Origin of the sequence: Enterobacter cloacae complex sp. S3, from assembly GCF_014930495.1 — a bacterium.
Lineage (GTDB): Bacteria > Pseudomonadota > Gammaproteobacteria > Enterobacterales > Enterobacteriaceae > Enterobacter > Enterobacter asburiae_B.
In genome coordinates this window covers 88222-107515 of sequence record NZ_JADBRD010000021.1, presented here as the reverse complement: position 1 = coordinate 107515, position 19294 = coordinate 88222, and the positions used below count along the sequence as shown (strand labels likewise).

At 55.9% G+C, this 19294-nt stretch carries 20 protein-coding genes; 9 read left to right on the top strand and 11 right to left on the bottom strand.

The window, feature by feature from the left end:
* The first annotated feature begins 17 nt into the window (after positions 1-17).
* Both groL and IM317_RS14005 read left to right on the top strand, forming a co-directional pair.
* Positions 18-1661: a chaperonin GroEL gene (groL, locus tag IM317_RS14010; protein WP_014882201.1), complete on the top strand. Its 1644-nt coding sequence runs from the start codon at positions 18-20 to the stop codon at positions 1659-1661.
* A 134-nt stretch (positions 1662-1795) separates the two neighbouring features.
* Positions 1796-2149, top strand: a complete 354-nt coding sequence (locus IM317_RS14005) for a DUF4156 domain-containing protein (RefSeq protein WP_023310115.1) — start codon at positions 1796-1798, stop codon at positions 2147-2149.
* Between the two features lie 47 nt (positions 2150-2196).
* On the opposite strand, the gene epmB is transcribed toward IM317_RS14005, so the two are convergent.
* Entirely contained in the window at positions 2197-3225 is a 1029-nt protein-coding gene (gene epmB, locus IM317_RS14000; protein WP_033144452.1) for an EF-P beta-lysylation protein EpmB, read from the bottom strand.
* Between the two features lie 40 nt (positions 3226-3265).
* Here epmB and efp point away from each other — a divergent pair, with 40 nt between their 5' ends.
* The 3 genes from efp (at position 3266) to ecnB (ending at position 4277) form a co-directional block, all read left to right on the top strand.
* Positions 3266-3832, top strand: coding sequence for an elongation factor P (gene efp, locus IM317_RS13995; protein WP_010427766.1), 567 nt, complete (start codon positions 3266-3268; stop codon positions 3830-3832).
* Positions 3833-3890: 58 nt separating this feature from the next.
* On the top strand, positions 3891-4022 hold the full coding sequence (locus IM317_RS13990; protein ID WP_024907352.1) for an entericidin A/B family lipoprotein: 132 nt from the start codon (positions 3891-3893) through the stop codon (positions 4020-4022).
* Positions 4023-4130: 108 nt separating this feature from the next.
* Complete coding sequence (ecnB, locus tag IM317_RS13985; RefSeq protein ID WP_003025482.1) at positions 4131-4277, top strand: lipoprotein toxin entericidin B; 147 nt, start codon at positions 4131-4133, stop codon at positions 4275-4277.
* A gap of 36 nt (positions 4278-4313) precedes the next feature.
* Here ecnB and IM317_RS13980 read toward each other — a convergent pair whose 3' ends face one another.
* Positions 4314-4913, bottom strand: coding sequence for a LuxR C-terminal-related transcriptional regulator (locus tag IM317_RS13980; protein ID WP_033144453.1), 600 nt, complete (start codon positions 4911-4913; stop codon positions 4314-4316).
* Positions 4914-5174: 261 nt separating this feature from the next.
* Here IM317_RS13980 and sugE point away from each other — a divergent pair, with 261 nt between their 5' ends.
* Entirely contained in the window at positions 5175-5492 is a 318-nt protein-coding gene (sugE, locus tag IM317_RS13975) for a quaternary ammonium compound efflux SMR transporter SugE (protein WP_008502938.1), read from the top strand.
* Here the strand turns inward: sugE and IM317_RS13970 are convergent.
* Together IM317_RS13970 and blaACT are read right to left on the bottom strand one after the other, a co-directional pair.
* Entirely contained in the window at positions 5489-6019 is a 531-nt protein-coding gene (locus IM317_RS13970) for a lipocalin family protein (RefSeq protein ID WP_023310119.1), read from the bottom strand. The genes sugE and IM317_RS13970 overlap by 4 nt on opposite strands.
* Before the next feature lie 135 nt (positions 6020-6154).
* Positions 6155-7300 (bottom strand): ACT family cephalosporin-hydrolyzing class C beta-lactamase, encoded by a 1146-nt coding sequence (gene blaACT, locus IM317_RS13965; protein WP_033144454.1) that lies wholly within the window; start codon positions 7298-7300, stop codon positions 6155-6157.
* A 132-nt stretch (positions 7301-7432) separates the two neighbouring features.
* On the opposite strand from blaACT, the gene ampR reads away from it, so the two are divergent.
* A complete protein-coding gene (gene ampR, locus IM317_RS13960) occupies positions 7433-8308 on the top strand; it encodes a LysR family transcriptional regulator AmpR (protein ID WP_033144455.1) in 876 nt (291 codons plus the stop codon).
* A 29-nt stretch (positions 8309-8337) separates the two neighbouring features.
* Here the strand turns inward: ampR and frdD are convergent, their stop codons facing one another.
* The 4 genes from frdD to frdA are packed head-to-tail and all read right to left on the bottom strand — an operon-like array spanning position 8338 to position 11631.
* Positions 8338-8697, bottom strand: a complete 360-nt coding sequence (frdD, locus tag IM317_RS13955; RefSeq protein WP_000609653.1) for a fumarate reductase subunit FrdD — start codon at positions 8695-8697, stop codon at positions 8338-8340.
* 10 nt (positions 8698-8707) lie between these two features.
* Positions 8708-9103 (bottom strand): fumarate reductase subunit FrdC, encoded by a 396-nt coding sequence (gene frdC, locus IM317_RS13950; RefSeq protein ID WP_032662400.1) that lies wholly within the window; start codon positions 9101-9103, stop codon positions 8708-8710.
* A gap of 10 nt (positions 9104-9113) precedes the next feature.
* Positions 9114-9848, bottom strand: a complete 735-nt coding sequence (locus IM317_RS13945; protein WP_023310124.1) for a succinate dehydrogenase/fumarate reductase iron-sulfur subunit — start codon at positions 9846-9848, stop codon at positions 9114-9116.
* Positions 9841-11631 (bottom strand): fumarate reductase (quinol) flavoprotein subunit, encoded by a 1791-nt coding sequence (gene frdA, locus IM317_RS13940; protein WP_033144456.1) that lies wholly within the window; start codon positions 11629-11631, stop codon positions 9841-9843. The genes IM317_RS13945 and frdA overlap by 8 nt, the downstream gene beginning before the upstream one ends.
* A gap of 310 nt (positions 11632-11941) precedes the next feature.
* Here frdA and epmA point away from each other — a divergent pair, with 310 nt between their 5' ends.
* A complete protein-coding gene (gene epmA / locus IM317_RS13935; protein ID WP_024907345.1) occupies positions 11942-12919 on the top strand; it encodes an elongation factor P--(R)-beta-lysine ligase in 978 nt (325 codons plus the stop codon).
* A 44-nt stretch (positions 12920-12963) separates the two neighbouring features.
* Here the strand turns inward: epmA and mscM are convergent, their stop codons facing one another.
* The 3 genes from mscM to rsgA all read right to left on the bottom strand — a co-directional run bounded on the left by mscM (position 12964) and on the right by rsgA (position 18425).
* A complete protein-coding gene (mscM, locus tag IM317_RS13930; RefSeq protein ID WP_033144457.1) occupies positions 12964-16287 on the bottom strand; it encodes a miniconductance mechanosensitive channel MscM in 3324 nt (1107 codons plus the stop codon).
* Between the two features lie 19 nt (positions 16288-16306).
* On the bottom strand, positions 16307-17275 hold the full coding sequence (gene asd / locus IM317_RS13925; RefSeq protein WP_033144458.1) for an archaetidylserine decarboxylase: 969 nt from the start codon (positions 17273-17275) through the stop codon (positions 16307-16309).
* 97 nt (positions 17276-17372) lie between these two features.
* Entirely contained in the window at positions 17373-18425 is a 1053-nt protein-coding gene (gene rsgA / locus IM317_RS13920) for a small ribosomal subunit biogenesis GTPase RsgA (RefSeq protein ID WP_023334242.1), read from the bottom strand.
* 107 nt (positions 18426-18532) lie between these two features.
* Between rsgA and orn the strand changes: the two genes are divergently transcribed.
* Complete coding sequence (orn, locus tag IM317_RS13915) at positions 18533-19078, top strand: oligoribonuclease (RefSeq protein ID WP_023310130.1); 546 nt, start codon at positions 18533-18535, stop codon at positions 19076-19078.
* Positions 19079-19294: the final 216 nt, after the last annotated feature.

Sequence of the window (19294 nt, the reverse complement as noted above, 5' to 3'; positions counted from 1 at the left end):
TTTGAGGAAATAAGAACATGGCAGCTAAAGACGTAAAATTCGGTAACGACGCTCGTGTAAAAATGCTCCGCGGCGTAAACGTACTGGCAGATGCAGTTAAAGTGACTCTGGGCCCGAAAGGCCGCAACGTAGTGCTGGATAAATCCTTCGGCGCGCCAACCATCACCAAAGATGGTGTTTCTGTAGCACGTGAAATTGAGCTGGAAGACAAGTTCGAAAACATGGGCGCGCAGATGGTGAAAGAAGTTGCCTCTAAAGCGAACGACGCTGCAGGTGACGGCACCACTACCGCGACCGTACTGGCGCAGGCAATCATCACCGAAGGTCTGAAAGCCGTTGCTGCGGGCATGAACCCAATGGATCTGAAACGTGGTATCGACAAAGCTGTCGCCTCCGCTGTTGAAGAGCTGAAAGCGCTGTCCGTACCGTGCTCTGACTCTAAAGCCATTGCTCAGGTTGGTACTATCTCCGCTAACTCCGACGAAACCGTAGGTAAACTGATCGCTGAAGCGATGGACAAAGTCGGTAAAGAAGGCGTGATCACCGTTGAAGATGGTACCGGTCTGGAAGACGAACTGGATGTGGTTGAAGGTATGCAGTTCGACCGCGGTTACCTGTCCCCATACTTCATCAACAAGCCAGAGACTGGCGCTGTTGAGCTGGAAAGCCCGTTCATCCTGCTGGCTGACAAGAAAATCTCCAACATCCGCGAAATGCTGCCAGTGCTGGAAGCCGTTGCGAAAGCAGGCAAGCCGCTGGTGATCATCGCTGAAGACGTTGAAGGCGAAGCGCTGGCGACCCTGGTGGTTAACACCATGCGCGGCATCGTGAAAGTGGCTGCGGTTAAAGCACCTGGCTTCGGCGATCGCCGTAAAGCGATGCTGCAGGATATCGCTACCCTGACCGGCGGTACCGTGATCTCTGAAGAGATCGGTATGGAGCTGGAAAAAGCGACCCTGGAAGACCTGGGCCAGGCGAAACGCGTTGTGATCAACAAAGACACCACCACCATCATTGATGGCGTGGGTGAAGAAGCCGCTATTCAGGGCCGCGTGGGTCAGATCCGTAAGCAGATCGAAGAAGCGACTTCCGATTACGACCGTGAAAAACTGCAGGAGCGCGTAGCGAAACTGGCTGGCGGCGTTGCGGTAATCAAAGTCGGTGCAGCGACCGAAGTTGAAATGAAAGAGAAAAAAGCACGCGTTGACGATGCCCTGCACGCGACCCGTGCTGCGGTAGAAGAAGGCGTGGTTGCTGGTGGTGGTGTTGCGCTGGTGCGTGTCGCCGCTAAACTGGCAGGCCTGACCGCACAGAACGAAGATCAGAACGTGGGTATCAAAGTTGCGCTGCGCGCAATGGAAGCTCCTCTGCGTCAGATCGTTTCTAACGCCGGTGAAGAGCCATCTGTGGTTGCGAACAACGTGAAAGCGGGCGAAGGTAACTACGGTTACAACGCAGCAACTGAAGAATACGGCAACATGATCGACTTCGGTATCCTGGATCCAACGAAAGTGACCCGTTCTGCTCTGCAGTACGCGGCATCTGTCGCTGGCCTGATGATCACCACCGAGTGCATGGTCACCGATATGCCTAAAGGCGATGCACCAGACTTAGGTGCTGCTGGCATGGGCGGCATGGGCGGTATGGGCGGCATGATGTAATCGTGCGTTCTACGTCGTAGAATGTGAAAAACCCCCGGGCAGAAATGCTCGGGGGTTTTTCTTTTGGTCATCTTTTAGGTATAAGATTTACACACGGACAACTACTGTCCAGCTTATTGAAAACGAGGAATAACATGCGCGTAAAAGTCTGTGCAGGGATTGTAGGGGCAGCATTGCTGCTGGCGGGTTGTAGCTCCAGCAATGAGCTGTCGGCAGCGGGCCAGGGCGTTCGCTTTGTGGAAGATAAGCCTGGCAGTGAATGCCAGCTGTTAGGCACGGCAACCGGTGAGCAAAGTAACTGGATGTCAGGTCAGCATGGCGAAGAAGGTGGCTCGATGCGCGGTGCGGCGAATGCCCTGCGTAACCAGGCTGCGGCAATGGGCGGTAACGTGATTTACGGCGTGAGCAGCCCAACGCAGAGTATGCTGTCCAGCTTCGTGCCGACCGCCAGCCAGATGAACGGCCAGGTCTACAAGTGCCCGAACTGATTGCCTTTTTCCCTCTCCCTGTGGGAGAGGGTTAGGGTGCGGGGAAACTAGCGCTGCCGCAGCTGCAGATCCAGCGGCGTCTTGCTCGGCTCTCCGCCAATCTCGCGTGCCAGCTTCGGCACCATATAGCCTGAAACCAGCGTTAACAGTTCGCGCATAATCTGCCGGGCTTCTTCATCCGTCACCATGAAATGGGCCGCGCCCTGAACGCGATCCAGCACGTGCAGGTAATAGGGCATCACGCCCGCATCAAACAGGGCATTGCTCAGGTCGGCCAGCACGCGGGCGCTGTCATTGACGCCGCGCAGCAGCACGCTCTGGTTCAGCAGCGTCACGCCCGCTTTACGCAGACGCGCCATCGCCGCGCGAAAGTCATCGTCAATTTCATTCGCGTGGTTAATATGGTTCACCAGCAGCACCTGCAATCTTGACTGCTCCAGGCGTGACACCAGTCCGTCAGTGACACGTGCCGGAATGACAATCGGTAAACGGCTGTGAATACGCAGGCGCTTAACGTGCGGAATGGCTTCAAGCTGGGTCAACAGCCAGTCCAGCTCATGATCTTTTGCCATCAGCGGGTCACCGCCGGAAAAAATAATCTCATCCAGCTCCGGATGGGCGGCGATATAGTCCAGCGCGACCTGCCAGTTGCGTTTATTGCCCTGGTTTTCGGCATACGGGAAGTGCCGACGGAAGCAATAACGACAATTTACCGCGCAACCGCCTTTTACCAGCAGCAGGGCGCGGTTGAGATACTTGTGCAATAAACCCGGCACCACGCTGTTCTGCTCTTCCAGCGGATCGGTGCTGTATCCCTGCGCGGTGACAAACTCATCCTGCGAAGTAAGCGTTTGTTTTAAAAGTGGATCGTCGGGGTTGCCTTTCTCCATTCGCGCCACAAACGCACGGGGAACGCGCAGGGCGAAAAGGCGTTTTGCCTCGCGGCCTGCAAGCAACTCTGGGTGCTGATCGAGGTCTAAAAGACGCAGCAATTCATCAGGACTGGTGATTACATCGGCAAGTTGCGATAACCAATCTTCTCTGGACGGGGTGTTTAGGGTTACAATATGCGCCATTTTGTGGCTTAGCTACCAGTTAACAAATTTAGAGGGCCTTATGGCAACGTACTATAGCAACGATTTTCGTGCTGGTCTTAAAATCATGATGGACGGCGAACCGTACGCGGTTGAAGCCAGCGAATTCGTTAAACCAGGTAAAGGCCAGGCATTCGCACGCGTTAAGCTGCGCCGTCTGCTGACCGGTACCCGTGTTGAGAAAACCTTCAAGTCTACTGACTCCGCTGAAGGCGCTGATGTTGTTGATATGAACCTGACCTATCTGTACAACGACGGTGAGTTCTATCATTTCATGAACAACTCCACTTTCGAACAGCTGTCTGCTGATGAGAAAGCGGTAGGTGATAGCGCTAAATGGCTGCTGGATCAGGCTGAGTGCATCGTGACCCTGTGGAACGGCCAGCCTATCGCTGTGACCCCACCAAACTTCGTAGAACTGGAAATCGTTGAAACCGATCCAGGTCTGAAAGGTGATACCGCAGGTACCGGCGGTAAACCAGCCAAACTGTCTACCGGCGCAGTGGTTAAAGTTCCACTGTTCGTACAGACTGGCGAAGTGATCAAAGTGGATACCCGCTCCGGCGAATACGTATCCCGCGTGAAGTAATTTACGTCATGATTGAAGGCGCAGCGCCCGCTGCGCCTGATTTTTGCAGGCAGGGATGATGAAACGTACCGTTAAAATTCTGCTTCTGTTAGCGCTTTCCAGTGCATTGCTTTCCGGCTGTAACACCACCCGTGGAATGGGACAAGATATCCAGGATCTCGGTCATATCATTTCTCACGCCGCCAGCTAAGTTCGTCTAATTTTCCTAAAAATGCTTCCTTTTCCGTCAACCGGCGGGATCTTGTCTATTCTTAAGTTGCTATACACAAAACAACTTTGGCTATAAAAGGAAGATATTATGGTTAAGAAGACAATTGCAGCGATCTTTTCAGTCCTGGTACTTTCTTCAGTGTTAACGGCCTGTAATACCACGCGTGGCGTCGGTCAGGATATTTCTGAAGGTGGTAGCGCAATCTCTGGTGCGGCAACTAAAGCTCAGCAGTAATTAACATACGGTACGAGACCAGCGGGTTTCGTACCGTCAGCTTTCTGATTCCTGCAGGGATAAAAACGGAGAAAAACGCGTATCCATATGCAGTTTCATGCGGATATTGCGTTTGTAGGTATAGACCGTTTTGCCATTGATACTCAGGTGAGCGGCAATTTTTTGATTGCTTGCCCCATCCATCCACAATGTCAGCACTTTCTCTTCCTGCCGGGTCAGCAAGGGGGCGGCTGCCGTTGGCCTTTCAGCGCTGGCGCGCGAGTTTAATGCGTCGTTGATAGTCGTTGCCACTTCTTCGAGACTGGCGTTTTTCAACAGCGACGACCACACCGGGAACTGTCCGAGCCAGTCGGTCATGCCGCGGTCCTCTCCCGATTGCAGCATAATAAACGGTAATCGTTCACTGGCGTTAAGCAAGGACGAGAGCTGCTGAAAATGATGAATATCCTGCCTGAAGCCGTACAGGTCGGCGATGACCAGCGTGGGTTTCCATTGCAGAATGTGCTCCCTGGCAAGGAACAGATTATTTAGCCCGGTCACAACGTAGTGTCCTGGGAACAAACCGGAATGATTGAGCCATGCTTCAAACCCCGTGCGGGTGAAGTGACAACGGTCAATCAAAAGAATTTTGAACATATTTTATTCGCAGTCGGCTAGTGGTTTGGCTTCCTGCCATCAGAAAGCACATCATCATAGAGAAGTCGGATGAGTGCTAAATGCCGGAACTACGCGCCATACTGCGGCTATTTCTTGCCTTAACGTGTTCAGCAAAAAATGATTGAAAAAAAATAGCACGCTAACCACAATATGGGGCGTAATCTCTGCCTTACGGGACGACCCGTAAGCGTTTCTTTCACCGGGGACGGCCCCAACTTGAATTAAGTTAAGGAGCCTGAAATGTCCTGGATCATTCTTTTTATTGCTGGCCTGCTCGAAGTGGTATGGGCAATTGGTCTCAAGTACACCCACGGATTTACCCGCCTGACGCCCAGCGTCATAACCGTCACCGCAATGATCGTGAGTATTGTCCTGTTATCCTGGGCGATGCGCTCGCTGCCTGTGGGAACGGCTTATGCCGTCTGGACGGGCATTGGTGCGGTGGGGGCCGCCATCACCGGCATTCTGCTGCTGGGAGAGTCAGCGAGTCTGGCGCGTATCGCCAGCCTCGCCTTGATTGTGGCCGGCATCGTTGGGCTGAAGCTCAGCACCCATTAATGGGGCTGTTTTACCCAGATGAGTTTTGACACATCAAACCCTTGCCGGGTCGCGACGTCCAGCATTTGCTGTTTCATTTCTGACGAAATAGTTGGCGTGCGGGAAAGTATCCACAGATAGTCGCGATCCGGCCCGCAGACCAGCGCGTGACGGTACTCTCTGTCGAGCGCGATCACGTTATAGCCGCCATAAAACGGGCCGAAGAAAGAGACTTTGAGCGCGGCCCGTCGCGGGTCGCCCGTGAAGTACGCTTTCCCAATCGACTGCTGCCACATCTCCCGATCGGGATTATAGCCCCGGTTGATCACCTGAATACCGCCATCATCCATCGGGCTGTAATTCGCGGTGACCTTCTCTAAGCCCTGCTCAAACCGATGGTCGAGGCGCGCGATTTCATACCATGTTCCAAGGAAGCGTTGTGCATCAAAAGGCGAGACGACGGTAACGCCTGGAGGTGGGGTAGGGGAACTGCAGGCAACCACTAAAAACGCGGCTGTCACCGCGGCGATAACAGGCAGAATGCGCATAGGAGTTTCCTTACTGTTTTTTGTTAAGTGTAGATGACGGCAAGGAAAATGTGGTTTTTGTGCGGTGTGTTTCGCCGGGTGGCCACCCCGTGGATTTTGTAGGCCGGGTAAGCGTTAGCGCCACCCGGCAATGTTTTACTGCAGCGCGTCGAGGATACGGTATGCCGCCTCAACGCGTGCCGGGTTCGGATAGCTTTTATTCGCCAGCATCACAATGCCGAGCTGCTTTTCGGGAATAAACGCCACGTAGCTGCCAAACCCGCCGGTAGAGCCTGTTTTATGGACCCATGACGCATTGACCGGGGGCGCCGGTGGATTCACTTCTCTCGCAGGCAGCGGTGCCAGCGCCACCTTATTGTCGCTACCTTCAACCACGGTTTTGGCATCGACCGGCCAGTTAAGCATTTCCCAGCCTAAACCCTGATACATGGCACCTACGCGCCAGTAGCGAGACTGCGCCAGGGTAATGCCTTTCCTGAGTGAACTATCCTGAAGCGAGTCCGGCTTCATGTTGACCATCACCCAGTTTGCCATATCCTGCACGTTGGTTTTTACGCCATAGGCTTCAGCGTCCAGCATGCCTGGCGAAACGTGTACCGCTTTACCGTCGCGGTATCCCCAGGCGTAATGCGACTCTTCCGCTTTGGGAACGTTAATCCAGGTATGGTCCAGCTTGAGCGGCTTAAAGACCCGCGTCGTTATGGCCTGCTCATAGCTCATGCCGGAAGGTTTGACCGCCAGCGCGCCAAAAAGACCGATGCTGGCGTTGGCGTAAAGACGCGTAGTGCCCGGCTTCCACTGCGGCTGCCAGTTTTGATAAAAGCGCAGCAGAGAGGCGTTATCCGTGACCTCATCCGGTACCTGTAACGGCAAACCTCCTGCGGTATAGGTTGCCAGATCCAGCATGCGGATCCCCTGCCACTGCTTGCCTGTCAGTTCAGGCCAGTATTTGGTCACCGGATCGCCCAGCGATATTTCACCCCGAGCAATGGCATCGCCGCCCAGTACGCCGGTGAAGGTTTTACTTATAGAGCCCAGCTCGAATAAGGTTTGTGGGGTGACAGGTTTATTCGCCGCAACATCGGCTTTACCGAAGGTAAAGTAGTGCGGCTGACCCTGATAAATCACCGCCACCGCCATACCCGGAATGGCCTGAGCTTTCATCAGCGGCGTAACGGTACGTTCCACCACCTCAGCCAGCTGTTTTTCTGACATCGGGGCAGCCAATACCGAGCAGGAGGTGCTGAGCAGCAGGGCGCAGCAAAGGGATTTAGTCATCATCAGTTATCTTCCGTAATAGCAGTTCAAGGGTGTGTCCGGGCCCGTCAGACCGCTGTAGTCTGTTGGATTTGACTATGGCTGACAAACGGTTAAATTTAGCATTAGCTGTTAATTTTTCTAACGGACGAGACCATGACGCGCAGCTATCTCCCTCTTAATTCCCTGCGGGCGTTTGAAGCAGCCGCCAGGCATCTCAGTTTTACGCATGCCGCTATCGAGCTGAACGTCACCCATTCCGCGATTAGCCAGCACGTAAAGGCGCTGGAGCAGCACCTTAATTGCCAGCTGTTTGTCCGCGTTTCGCGTGGGCTGATGTTGACCACCGAAGGCGAGAATTTGCTGCCGGTGCTGAATGACTCGTTCGATCGTATCGCCGGAATGCTGGATCGCTTTGCCAGCCAGCGCGCTCAGGAGAAGCTCAAAATAGGTGTGGTAGGAACCTTTGCTACGGGGGTTTTATTCTCTGAGCTTGCGGACTTTCGCCGCTGCTATCCGCATATTGATCTTCAGCTTTCCACCCATAACAATCGCGTCGACCCGGCGGCTGAAGGGCTTGATTACGCCATTCGCTACGGTGGCGGCGCGTGGCATGGAACCGATGCTGAATTCCTTTGCCCTGCGCCGCTGTCTGCGCTCTGTACACCCGACATTGCCTCCTGTCTAAAAAGCCCGGCAGATATCCTGAAGTTTACCCTGCTGCGCTCCTACCGGCGCGACGAGTGGGCTGCGTGGATGCAGGCAGCGGGCGAACACTCTCCCTCGCCGACGCACCGGGTGATGGTGTTTGATTCGTCCGTGACCATGCTGGAAGCCGCGCAGGCAGGCACAGGGATTGCCATTGCGCCTGTCGACATGTTTACCCATTTACTCAGCAGCGAACGCATCGTGCAGCCGTTTGCAACGCAGATTGACCTCGGCAGCTACTGGCTCACAAGACTACAGTCACGGACAGAAACGCCCGCAATGCGCGAGTTTGCCCAGTGGCTGGTGGGGAAGATGCAGAAATAAAAGGCCCGCCGGATGGCGGGCCAGAAGCGTCAGATGGTGACCACGGCAATCAGCGTCACCACGGTTAGGATGGTCGCCAGACCGTAGAACACCCATTTCCCGCTCGGTACATGGATTTTCAGATCATGCATTGCATGGTGAATACGGTGCAGACCACACCACAGCGGCAGGACGATCATCAGGAAGATGAACACGCGGCCGATAAAGCTGCTCGCGAACGCCAGTACGCGCTCGTAGCTCAGCGCATCGCCCGGGAACAGCCCCAGCGGCAGCATAATGCCGACCAGCAGAATGATGACGGGGGCGATGATGGCACTCCACATGCCGCCTGCGCCAAACAGGCCCCAGAAGACCGGCTCGTCAGAACGTTTTGGATTTGGATTGATCACAGGTGTCTCCTTACCAGAACAGTGCGACAAACAGAATGACCACAGTGACCAGAATCGTCACTGCCCAGAGCCCTTTAATCACCGGCTCTGGCCCCATTTTCTCGTCTTTTATGATGATGTTCGCCGCTTTTGGCGCCAGTTCAAACCAGGTTTTGGTATGAAGCAGCGCGGCTGCGAGCACGATCAGGTTCAGAACAACAATGATCGGGTTTTGCAGGAAACCGACAAAGCTGGCCCAGGCTTCCGGACCATGCTTGAGGGCAAAAACGCCGTACATCAGCTCAAGGCTGAACCAGACCGCCGGTACCGCCGTGCCTTCACGCAGCATGTAGAAGCGATAAAACGGCAGGTTTTTCCACCAGGTGGACGGCACAGGCCGCACATAGGCTTTGCGTTTAGTCGTCATCATGCACTCCTTAGCGTGGTTTCAGGGTAGCGATAAGAAAGTCTTTCGAGCTTTCTACTTTACCCTGCTGAATTGCGGCGGCCGGGTCGACGTGCTTCGGACACACTTCGGAGCAGTAACCCACAAAGGTACAGCTCCAGACGCCGTTCTGGCTGTTAAGCTGCGCCATACGTTCTTTTTTGCCGTGGTCGCGGCTGTCTTCGTTATAGCGGTGTGCCAGGGTAATGGCGGCCGGGCCGATGAACTCCTTGTTCAGGCCAAACTGTGGACAGGCTGCGTAGCACAGGCCGCAGTTGATGCAGCCGGAGAACTGATGGTATTTCGCCATCTGAGCCGGCGTCTGGGTATTTGGCCCCTGATCCGGCGTGCGCGGATTACCAATGATGTACGGCTTAATCGCTTCCAGGCTTTCGATAAAGTGGGTCATATCGACCACCAGATCGCGTTCAATCGGGAAGTTGCCCAGCGCTTCGACCTTAATGCCTTTGGTGTACTCGCGCAGGAAGGTCTTGCAGGCCAGCTTCGGCACCTTGTTGACCATCATGCCGCAGGAGCCGCAGATTGCCATACGGCAGGACCAGCGGTAGCTCAGGTCTGGCGCCAGGTTGTCTTTGATATAGCCGAGCGCATCCAGCAGGGAGGTTTGCTCGTCATAAGGGACTTCATAGAAAGCGCTGTGCGGTGCGGCGTCCACTTCCGGATTGTAGCGCACCACTTCAACCTTCATTTTTTGCATCTCAGCCATTCGCCTTCTCCTTCTTCTCGGCGGCTTCTGCTTCTGCACCGTACACGCGTTTAGCCGGCGGCAGCGCGGTGATTTTCACGTCGCTGTAGTCCAGACGTGTGGTGCCATCTGCATCGCGCCAGGCGAGAGTGTGTTTCAGGAAATTGACGTCGTCACGTTCGGTACAGCCTTCGTCCAGACGCTGGTGGGCCCCACGCGACTCTTTACGCGCCAGCGCAGAGTGCGCCATACATTCCGCGACGTTCAGACCGTGGCCCAGCTCAATGGTGTAGAGCAGGTCGGTGTTGAATACGCTGGAGGTATCGGTGATGCGCACGCGCTTAAAGCGCTCCTGCAGTTCCGCCAGCTTGTCGACGGTTTTTTGCATCAGCTCTGGCGTACGGTAAATACCGCAGCCTTCTTCCATCGACAGGCCCATCTCGTCGCGGATCTTAGACCAGTTCTCGTTACCCTCCTGGTTCACCAGATCTTTCAGGCGTTTTTCAACGTCTGCTACCTGCGCATCCAGCGCGGCACCGTTGGCTTCGCCTGCGGTAGCCGCCCGCTCCATCGCGCGCTCGCCCGCCATACGGCCAAAGACGACCAGCTCTGCCAGCGAGTTAGACCCCAGACGGTTGGCGCCGTGCAGACCCACGGAGGAACACTCGCCGACGGCGAACAGGCCTTTAATACGGGTTTCGCACTGCTGGTCGGTTTCGATCCCGCCCATGGTGTAGTGCGCGGTTGGACGCACCGGAATCGGCTCTTTCACCGGGTCGACGCCGACGTAAGCTTTCGCCAGCTCGCAGATGAACGGCAGACGTTCCAGCAGTTTCTTCTCGCCAAGGTGACGCAGGTCGAGATAGACCACATCGCCGCGCGGCGTGGAGATGGTGTTGCCTTTGCGCCACTCGTGCCAGAAGGCCTGAGAGACTTTGTCGCGCGGGCCGAGTTCCATGTATTTGTTCTTCGGCTCGCCGAGCGGGGTTTCCGGGCCCATGCCGTAATCCTGCAGATAGCGGTAGCCGTTTTTATTGACCAGAATACCGCCTTCACCGCGGCAGCCTTCCGTCATCAGAATGCCGGAGCCCGGCAGACCGGTTGGGTGATACTGCACGAACTCCATATCGCGCAGCGGTACGCCGTGACCGAGCGCCATGCCCATGCCGTCACCGGTGACGATGCCGCCGTTGGTGTTATAACGATAAACGCGACCCGCACCGCCCGTTGCCATCACTACCGCGTTGGCGCGGATCTGGACAAGCGTGCCTTCCATCATGTTCATCGCCACCAGGCCACGCGCCTGTCCGTCATCAACCAGAATGTCGAGGACGAAATGTTCATCGAAGCGCTGAATTTGTGGGAACTGAAGGGAGGTCTGGAACAGGGTGTGCAGCATGTGGAAGCCGGTTTTATCGGCGGCGAACCAGGTGCGTTCAATCTTCATACCGCCAAAGCGGCGAACGTTGACGCTGCCGTCAGGACGGCGGCTCCACGGACATCCCCACTGTTCAAGCTGGGTCATTTCCGTGGGACAATGATGCACAAAGTAGTCAACGACATCCTGCTCGCAAAGCCAGTCGCCCCCTGCAACCGTGTCGTGGAAATGGTATTCAAAGCTGTCATGATCCTGCGCAACGGCGGCGGATCCTCCTTCTGCTGCCACTGTGTGACTACGCATTGGATAGACTTTTGAAATCAATGCGATTTTAGCGTTGGGATTAGCTTGTGCTGCAGCAATCGCAGCACGTAATCCAGCCCCGCCAGCGCCTATTACGGCAAGATCGGCTTGAAAAGTTTGCACGACATTCCTCCAGATTTTTGTTATTTCGCAACGCGACAAACTAAAGGTAGTTCACCCGTCCAAAAGGACGATTGCGAAAGCGTTTCCACTGCTCCTTTATGGGTAAAACAGTATAACCGTGTAGATGTCAGGGAAATTTGACGTGTTCGATTTTTTTGCTGTTCTGTACGGCGATTTATCATGAAGATTGATGAAATACGTCACGAAAAAGTTCACCTAAATGAAACGCGCTTTTTTACTGCGCAAAATTTGTCTCTGCCCCTGCTAACGAGTAGACTTCGTGCCCTTGTCTGAAATCGGAGAACAACTCATGAGCGAAACGGCCACCTGGCAGCCGAGCGCATCCATCCCTAATCTGTTAAAACGCGCTGCAATTATGGCGGAGATCCGCCGTTTCTTTGCCGACCGCGGAGTCCTGGAGGTGGAAACGCCGTGCATGAGTCAGGCAACGGTAACGGATATTCATCTGGTGCCGTTTGAAACCCGTTTTGTTGGCCCCGGCCACTCTCAGGGCATGAATTTGTATCTGATGACCAGCCCGGAATACCACATGAAACGCCTGCTGGCGGCGGGGTGTGGCCCGGTGTATCAGCTGTGCCGCAGCTTCCGTAATGAAGAGATGGGTCGTCACCACAATCCGGAATTCACCATGCTGGAGTGGTACCGCCCGCATTATGATATGTACCGTCTGATGAATGAGGTGGACGATCTGCTCCAGCAGGTGCTGGACTGCTCGGAAGCCGAAACGCTATCCTATCAGCAGGCTTTCCAGCGCCATCTGGAAATCGATCCGCTGTCGGCGGACAAAACCCAGCTGCGCGAAGTGGCGGCAAAACTGGATCTCAGCAACGTGGCGGATACCGAAGAGGATCGCGACACGCTGCTGCAGCTGCTGTTTACCTTCGGTGTAGAACCGCAGATTGGCAAAGACCGTCCGACCTTTGTCTATCACTTCCCGGCAAGCCAGGCGTCGCTGGCGCAGATCAGTACCGAAGATCATCGTGTCGCAGAGCGTTTTGAGGTCTATTACAAAGGCATCGAGCTGGCGAACGGCTTCCACGAACTGACGGATGCCCGCGAGCAGCAGCAGCGCTTCGAGCAGGATAACCGCAAGCGCGCCGCGCGCGGTCTGCCGCAGCAGCCTATTGATGTGAATTTGCTTGAAGCATTAAAAGCAGGTCTGCCGGATTGCTCCGGCGTGGCGCTGGGTGTTGACCGTCTGGTGATGCTGGCCCTGGGCGCAGAGCAGCTTGGCGATGTGATTGCGTTTACCGTAGATCGCGCCTGACGGCAGTCAACCCTCTCCCGCGGGAGAGGGTTGCCCCGCTTACCTTACAAACTTCCCGCCGGACGCGTACGCGCCGCTGACGTCAGCGTTCTTCCCGTTTTACGCCCGTCCAGGCTTTCGAGACGCATCTGGAACGGCGGGAACGGCATATCAATACCGTGCTCGCGGAAGCCCGCCAGAATCAGCTGGTGGATCTCATGGCGCAGCGGCATACGGTGTCCCATTTCGGCGGCGTAGATGCGCAGCTCGAAAATCTGGATCCCCTGCTGTAAATCCACAAGGAATACTTCCGGCGCCGGGTTGTCGATTACCAGCGAACAGCGCTCAGCGGCAGTGTAGAGGATCTGGGTGACCTCTTCGCTGTTGGCGTCCGACGGCGCCGGTACCGTCAGCACCACGCGGGTAACGGAGTCTGACAGCGACCAGTTGATGAACTGCTCGGTGATAAACGCCTTGTTTGGCACGATGATCTCTTTCCGATCCCAGTCGCTGATCGTCGTCGCACGGGTGTTGATCTTCGTGATGCTGCCGGTCAGATCGCGAATCGTTACGGTATCGCCAATACGTATCGGTTTTTCGAACAGAATGATCAGGCCAGAGATGAAGTTGGCGAAGATCTCCTGTAAGCCGAAACCTAACCCTACACCAAGGGCCGCCACCAGCCACTGCAGCTTCGACCACTCAATACCGATCATCGAGAAGCCAACCAGCCCGCCAAACAGCATGATCAGATATTTGGTAATGGTCGTAATCGCATAGCCCGTCCCCGGCGTTAAATCCAGATGCTGCAGCAGCGCCAGCTCCAGCAGCGCCGGGAAGTTGCGCACCAGCTGCGTGGTGATGATCAGCACCAGAATGGCAATCAGCACCGCCCCTAAGGTAATCGGCTCCAGGCTTTCAACGCCCTGCACCGTAGACGTCACGTCCCAGAGCGAGATGTTCTCCAGGAAGCCAAATGCGGAGTGGATCTCGGACCACAGGAAGATCACCGACAGGAGGGCAATCAGCATCAGGATGGAACGAACCAGGCGCAGGGACTGGGTACTGATGGCATCCAGATCCAGTTCGACTTCGTCCGCTTCCGTTGTGCCTTCCGTACTGTTGACGTGGTTTGGCTCTTCCTCACCCCGCGCGCGCTGGGCGAGGATCTCCGCCCGGCGATGCTTGGCTCGGTCAAAGGCCAGACGGCGGCGCTGGATCAGCATCCAGCGGCGGATCACGTGGTACACCACCAGCAGCAGGAACCAGATGGCCACCGAGGTTTCCAGCCGCGCCAGCAGCGCCTGCGCGGTTGCCAGATAGCCCACCGCGGCTGCCAGCATCGCAAACAGCGGCGCGCTAAGCAGCAGGTTCCAGAGCAGCCGGTTGAACATGTTTTCGCCGCTGCCGGATTTATCGAGATAGAGCGGAATACCCGCGCGTTTCAGGCTGAGCGTGACGATGGCCAGCGCCCCGCATATCAGCATAAAGCAGAGGCGCCCCAGCGAGCCTGAGAACTCCCGGTCGTTGAGATTATCGAACATGATCAGCGCCATAATCAGCGGCACAATCAGCCCGATGCTCATCAGGTAGTAACGCATGGCGCGCGCAACGCGATTACGCGGCCAGCCAAAGTGGGTGATAAACAGGCCATTGGGGCGCGCGAAGGTGGCGCAAATCATGACCACCCACAGCAGCGGCACCGTGGCGGTGACGCCATCGCCAATCGCGACCGCGAGCGGATAAGGCCAGGCTTCCCGCAGGCCATACCCCAGCGTCATCCACAGCACCGGCAGCGGGGAGGCGACAAGAATCGACCAGAATACGGTGCGTAACGTCAGCCAGAAGTGATCCTGGGTGACTTTCCCGACCCTGGAGCTGGAACGTTCCAGGAAGCGGGTGAAATGTCTGCGCGAGTAAATGCTGAAGCCCACCAGAATCAACGCCCCCAGCAGCGGGAAAATGGTCTCTTTGCTGGTGAACATCATCACGCTTGCCTGTCCCAGCTGGCTAAAGGTGTCCAGCGAAATCAGGCGGCGCAGGTCCTGGACAATCTCAATCGGCCACGAGAAGGTCATCGGGCGCACGTCGGACGTCCAGAAGAGATAACGGTGCGTAGCCTCGTTCACCTCTTTCAGCGCATCTTCCAGCTGGCTATTGGAGACTTTTAGCTTGGTCAACTCCAGAATCAGCGTATCCCCGCCCTGGAGCAGAGAGTTCAGCAGTTCACGCTGGGTACGCAGCTGGGCTTCCAGAATGCGGTTTTGCTCGCTGGTCAGGGGCTGGCCGTCAGCCTGACGGATCTGGCGGATTTGCGGCTGTTTATTGAGAAGATCTTCAAAGTGCAGTCGCTGAACGCGCAGCTGGGCCATCTCGGTATCCAGCTGTTGCGGTTTCGGCATTTCCGGCAGGCGCGCGACTTGGGCGCGCAACGCTTCGCCCAGCAGGTTTGATGACCCGAGCCACTGGGACTGCTCGCGCAGGGTGTTGAGCGCCTGGCGAACCTGAAGGGTTTGATTGGTCGCCTGACGCTGCTGCGAGGCAACCAGATCCATGCGCTGCGCCTGCTGATTCAGTGCGGCAGAAAGCTCGCGGTTGACCCTGAATTGTTCGTTGATACCGGCAGGCAGGTTTTCGCTGTTTTCCGCCAGCAGTTCGGTGCTTTCCAGCGCGCGCTCCGCTTCACGCTGGCGCTGGCTGTTGAGCTGATTGCGCAGGGCCTGGAGATACGCATCCAGCTGCTCGCTCTGCTTCTGAGCGAGTTCAGAGCGCATCCGCGACAGTTCCTGGCGGTTATTGGCGGAAAGCTGCGCCAGCTCCAGCTCATCGACAAGGGCCTTCAGGCGAGCCGATTCTGCCTGCAGGCCCAGATTTTGAGCCTGAGCCTGTGGCGTATTGCCGCTTTGCGTACCCACGCGACGCTCAACTTCATTAAGCTGGCGGCGGGCATCGGTTTGCTGTTGCGGAAGCTGGCTGAGGGAGTCGGCAATTTCACGCGCTCGCTCCTGCTCCTGCTGGGCAAGGCGGCTCTTTTCCAGAAGCTGGCTGCTGACCTGCAGGATCTCCTGGTTCAGGGCATCGGAGGTCATGCCTGCGGGCACGTCGCGCGGTTCGTCACGCAAATTATTGAGCTGCGCGCGCAGCGTCTGCGAGAGTTTGGGGAAATTGTCGATAACCTGCTGATACTGCTGAGCGCGCTCAAGAGAGCCTTTTCGCTCCTCAAGCGCGTTCAGGGCAGCCTGGAGCGACTCGACGGTCTCTGGCTGAGCGGGTTTAGCCGCTTTTGCCTGCTCCAGTTCCTGGGTTATCTGTTTGGCGTCGGGGGCTGTCGCTGCGTACGCCCCCATGCTGAGGCACCAGGCCATCAGTAGAACGATAATCGGGCGCACGTCAGCGATCCTTCTGTTGTTAGCCTTCGTCTTTTTTGTCGTCAACCAGCGGGCTGGCGTCGTGCTCGGCGTTGATCTCTTCCTGCGGTAGCGGCGCTGGTTCTGCATCCGGCGTAACGAAGGTTTCGGTAGAGACCGCCAGCGGCTGGCCCAGTTTGGTGACCGACAGGCTTTCGAGCTGTTCAGCCAGCTTCACTTTGCCCGGCGCAAACAGGTTGATTACGGTAGAGCCCAGCTTGAAGCGACCCATCTCCTGACCTTTCAGCAGGGCCACCGAGCCTTCCGCTTCACCGGCAGGCCAGGTCCAGCGTTTGATCACGCCTTCGCGCGGTGGGGTGATGGTGCCCGCCCAGACGGTTTCGATGCTGCCTACGATGGTCGCACCCACCAGAATCTGCGCCATAGGGCCAAATTCAGTATCGAACAGACAGATGACGCGCTCGTTGCGGGCAAACAGGTTCGGCACGTTCTGCGCGGTCAGGTGGTTTACGGAGAACAGGTCGCCCGGGACGTAAATCATTTCACGCAGGATACCGTTACACGGCATGTGCACGCGATGGTAGTCGCGCGGTGAAAGATAGGTGGTGGCAAACGTACCGTTGCGGAACAGATCCGCCATCAGGTAGTTACCCGCCAGCAGCGCTTCCAGACTGTAGTTATGGCCCTTCGCCTGCAGGATTTTGTCGTCTTCGATATTACCCAACTGGCTGATCACGCCGTCTGCCGGCATCACCAGGACGTTAGGGTCGGTGTTCAGCGGGCGCACTTCGTCACGCAGCGGGCGTACGAAGAACTCGTTGAAGGTGCGGTAGCTGGCGGTATCCGGCTTCTGCGCCTCTTTCATATCGACCTTGTAATATTTTACGAAAAGGTCGATGACCAGTTTGGTCAGCCAGCCCGCGCGTTTGCTTGCGCCCCAGCCCGCCAGGCGAGTGAGCCACAGTTTTGGCAGAATGTATTGAAGCGAAAGTTTAAATGCGTTTAACAAGGTAGCCTCCAGGCCATTGTTTTGTCGTTCCTGATCCGGCGTTTAGCCGCCGGAACCTGAAAAAAGGGGACGATTTTAGCGATGCTTAGCTTAGTTGTCAGTTATCAGAATCAGAAAAGTTTTTACGCGTTTTTACGTCTTCCATGCTCTCAAGAATGCGGTGGTAATTCTCGAAGCGGGTTTCCGCGATCTCGCCTTTCTCAACCGCTTCACGGATAGCGCAGCCTGGGTCGTTATCGTGCTTACAGTCGCGGTATTTACAGGCGCCTAAATAATCATGGAATTCGACAAATCCGTTAAAGATTTGTTCCGGCTCAAGGTGCCACAAACCGAACTCACGCACCCCCGGGGAGTCGATCACGTCGCCGCCGTGCGGGAAATGATACAGACGCGAGGCGGTGGTGGTGTGCTGGCCCAGGCCAGAGACGTTGGACACATCGTTGGTCAGGATCTCTTGCTGGAGGCCGAGCAGGTTGTTCAGCAGGCTCGATTTACCCACGCCGGACTGGCCCGCAAAGATGCTGATGCGGTCGGTCAGCGCCTCTTCCAGCGGTTTAAGGCCATCTTTGGTGTGGCTGGAGACCATCAGCACGCGGTAACCAATCTTGCGGTAGATATCCATCTGCTCATTCACGAAGGCCATGCCGTCGTCATCCAGCAGATCGATTTTGTTCAACACGATAATCGGTTCAACCTGCAGCGTTTCGCAGGCGACGAGATATCGGTCGATAATGTTGAGCGAAAGTTCGGGCAAAATCGCCGAAACAATGACGATCTGGTTAATGTTGGCGGCAATAGGTTTGACCCCGTCGTAGAAATCGGGACGGGTTAACACGGACGTGCGCTCATGAACCGCTTCAACGATACCTTTTACCGTAACGCCTTCCGCCGCCTCTTTACCCGGTCGCCAGACCACGCGATCGCCGGTAACCAGTGAACGGATGGTGCGACGGATATTGCAACGGTGGATATCCCCGTCGGCGGATTCGACATCGGCATGCATACCGAAACGGCTGATGACTACGCCTTCTGTCGCTTCACCAAACAGGTTGTCGTCATAATCCGGCTTCTCCGAAGTGGTTTTAAGACGGCGCTGGTGGTTGGCGTTTACGCGGCGCTGCTGCCCTTTGGAGAGTTTATTTTTACTCAATCGCGCTGGCTCCTGGTCGCCCGTAAGGGGCAAAACCTCTATGATACACTCTAATTAATACTAGTTAACCTGCTACTGCCGGTTATGCGAGAAGGGTGGAAAATAACATGAGCGCGGATGAAAACAACCTGATTTGGATCGATCTCGAAATGACCGGGCTGGATCCCGAGCGCGATCGCATCATTGAAATTGCAACGCTGGTGACGGACGCTAACCTGAATATCCTGGCTGAAGGGCCAACGATTGCGGTGCATCAGTCCGACGACCAGCTGGCTTTGATGGATGAATGGAACGTGCGCACCCACACCGGCAGTGGCCTGGTAGAGCGCGTGAAGGCTAGCACGTTCGGCGATCGCGAGGCGGAGCTGGCGACACTTGAGTTCCTGAAACAGTGGGTTCCGGCAGGCAAATCGCCTATCTGTGGGAATAGCATCGGCCAGGATCGCCGTTTCCTGTTTAAGTACATGCCGGAGCTGGAGTCATATTTCCACTACCGCTATCTGGATGTCAGCACTCTGAAAGAGCTGGCGCGTCGCTGGAAGCCTGAAATCCTCGACGGCTTTAAAAAGCAGGGGACTCACCAGGCGATGGACGATATCCGTGAGTCCGTGGCGGAGCTTTCCTACTACCGCGAAAACTTTATTAAGCTGTGATTTTGCGATCCGGCGCCTTGCGTGGCCGGGTTTTTGTCGTTAAATTGTTCAGCTTGCCGATTAATTAAGCATTTGAACTTAATTTCGAAAAAATCGCTTTAAGGGGGGTTGCAGCTAAAAGGATTTCTCGTATAATGCGCCTCCCGTAACGACAGAGAATTACACGTTACGACAGCAACAAAAGCAGTGCAGATTTGCGGGAATAGCTCAGTTGGT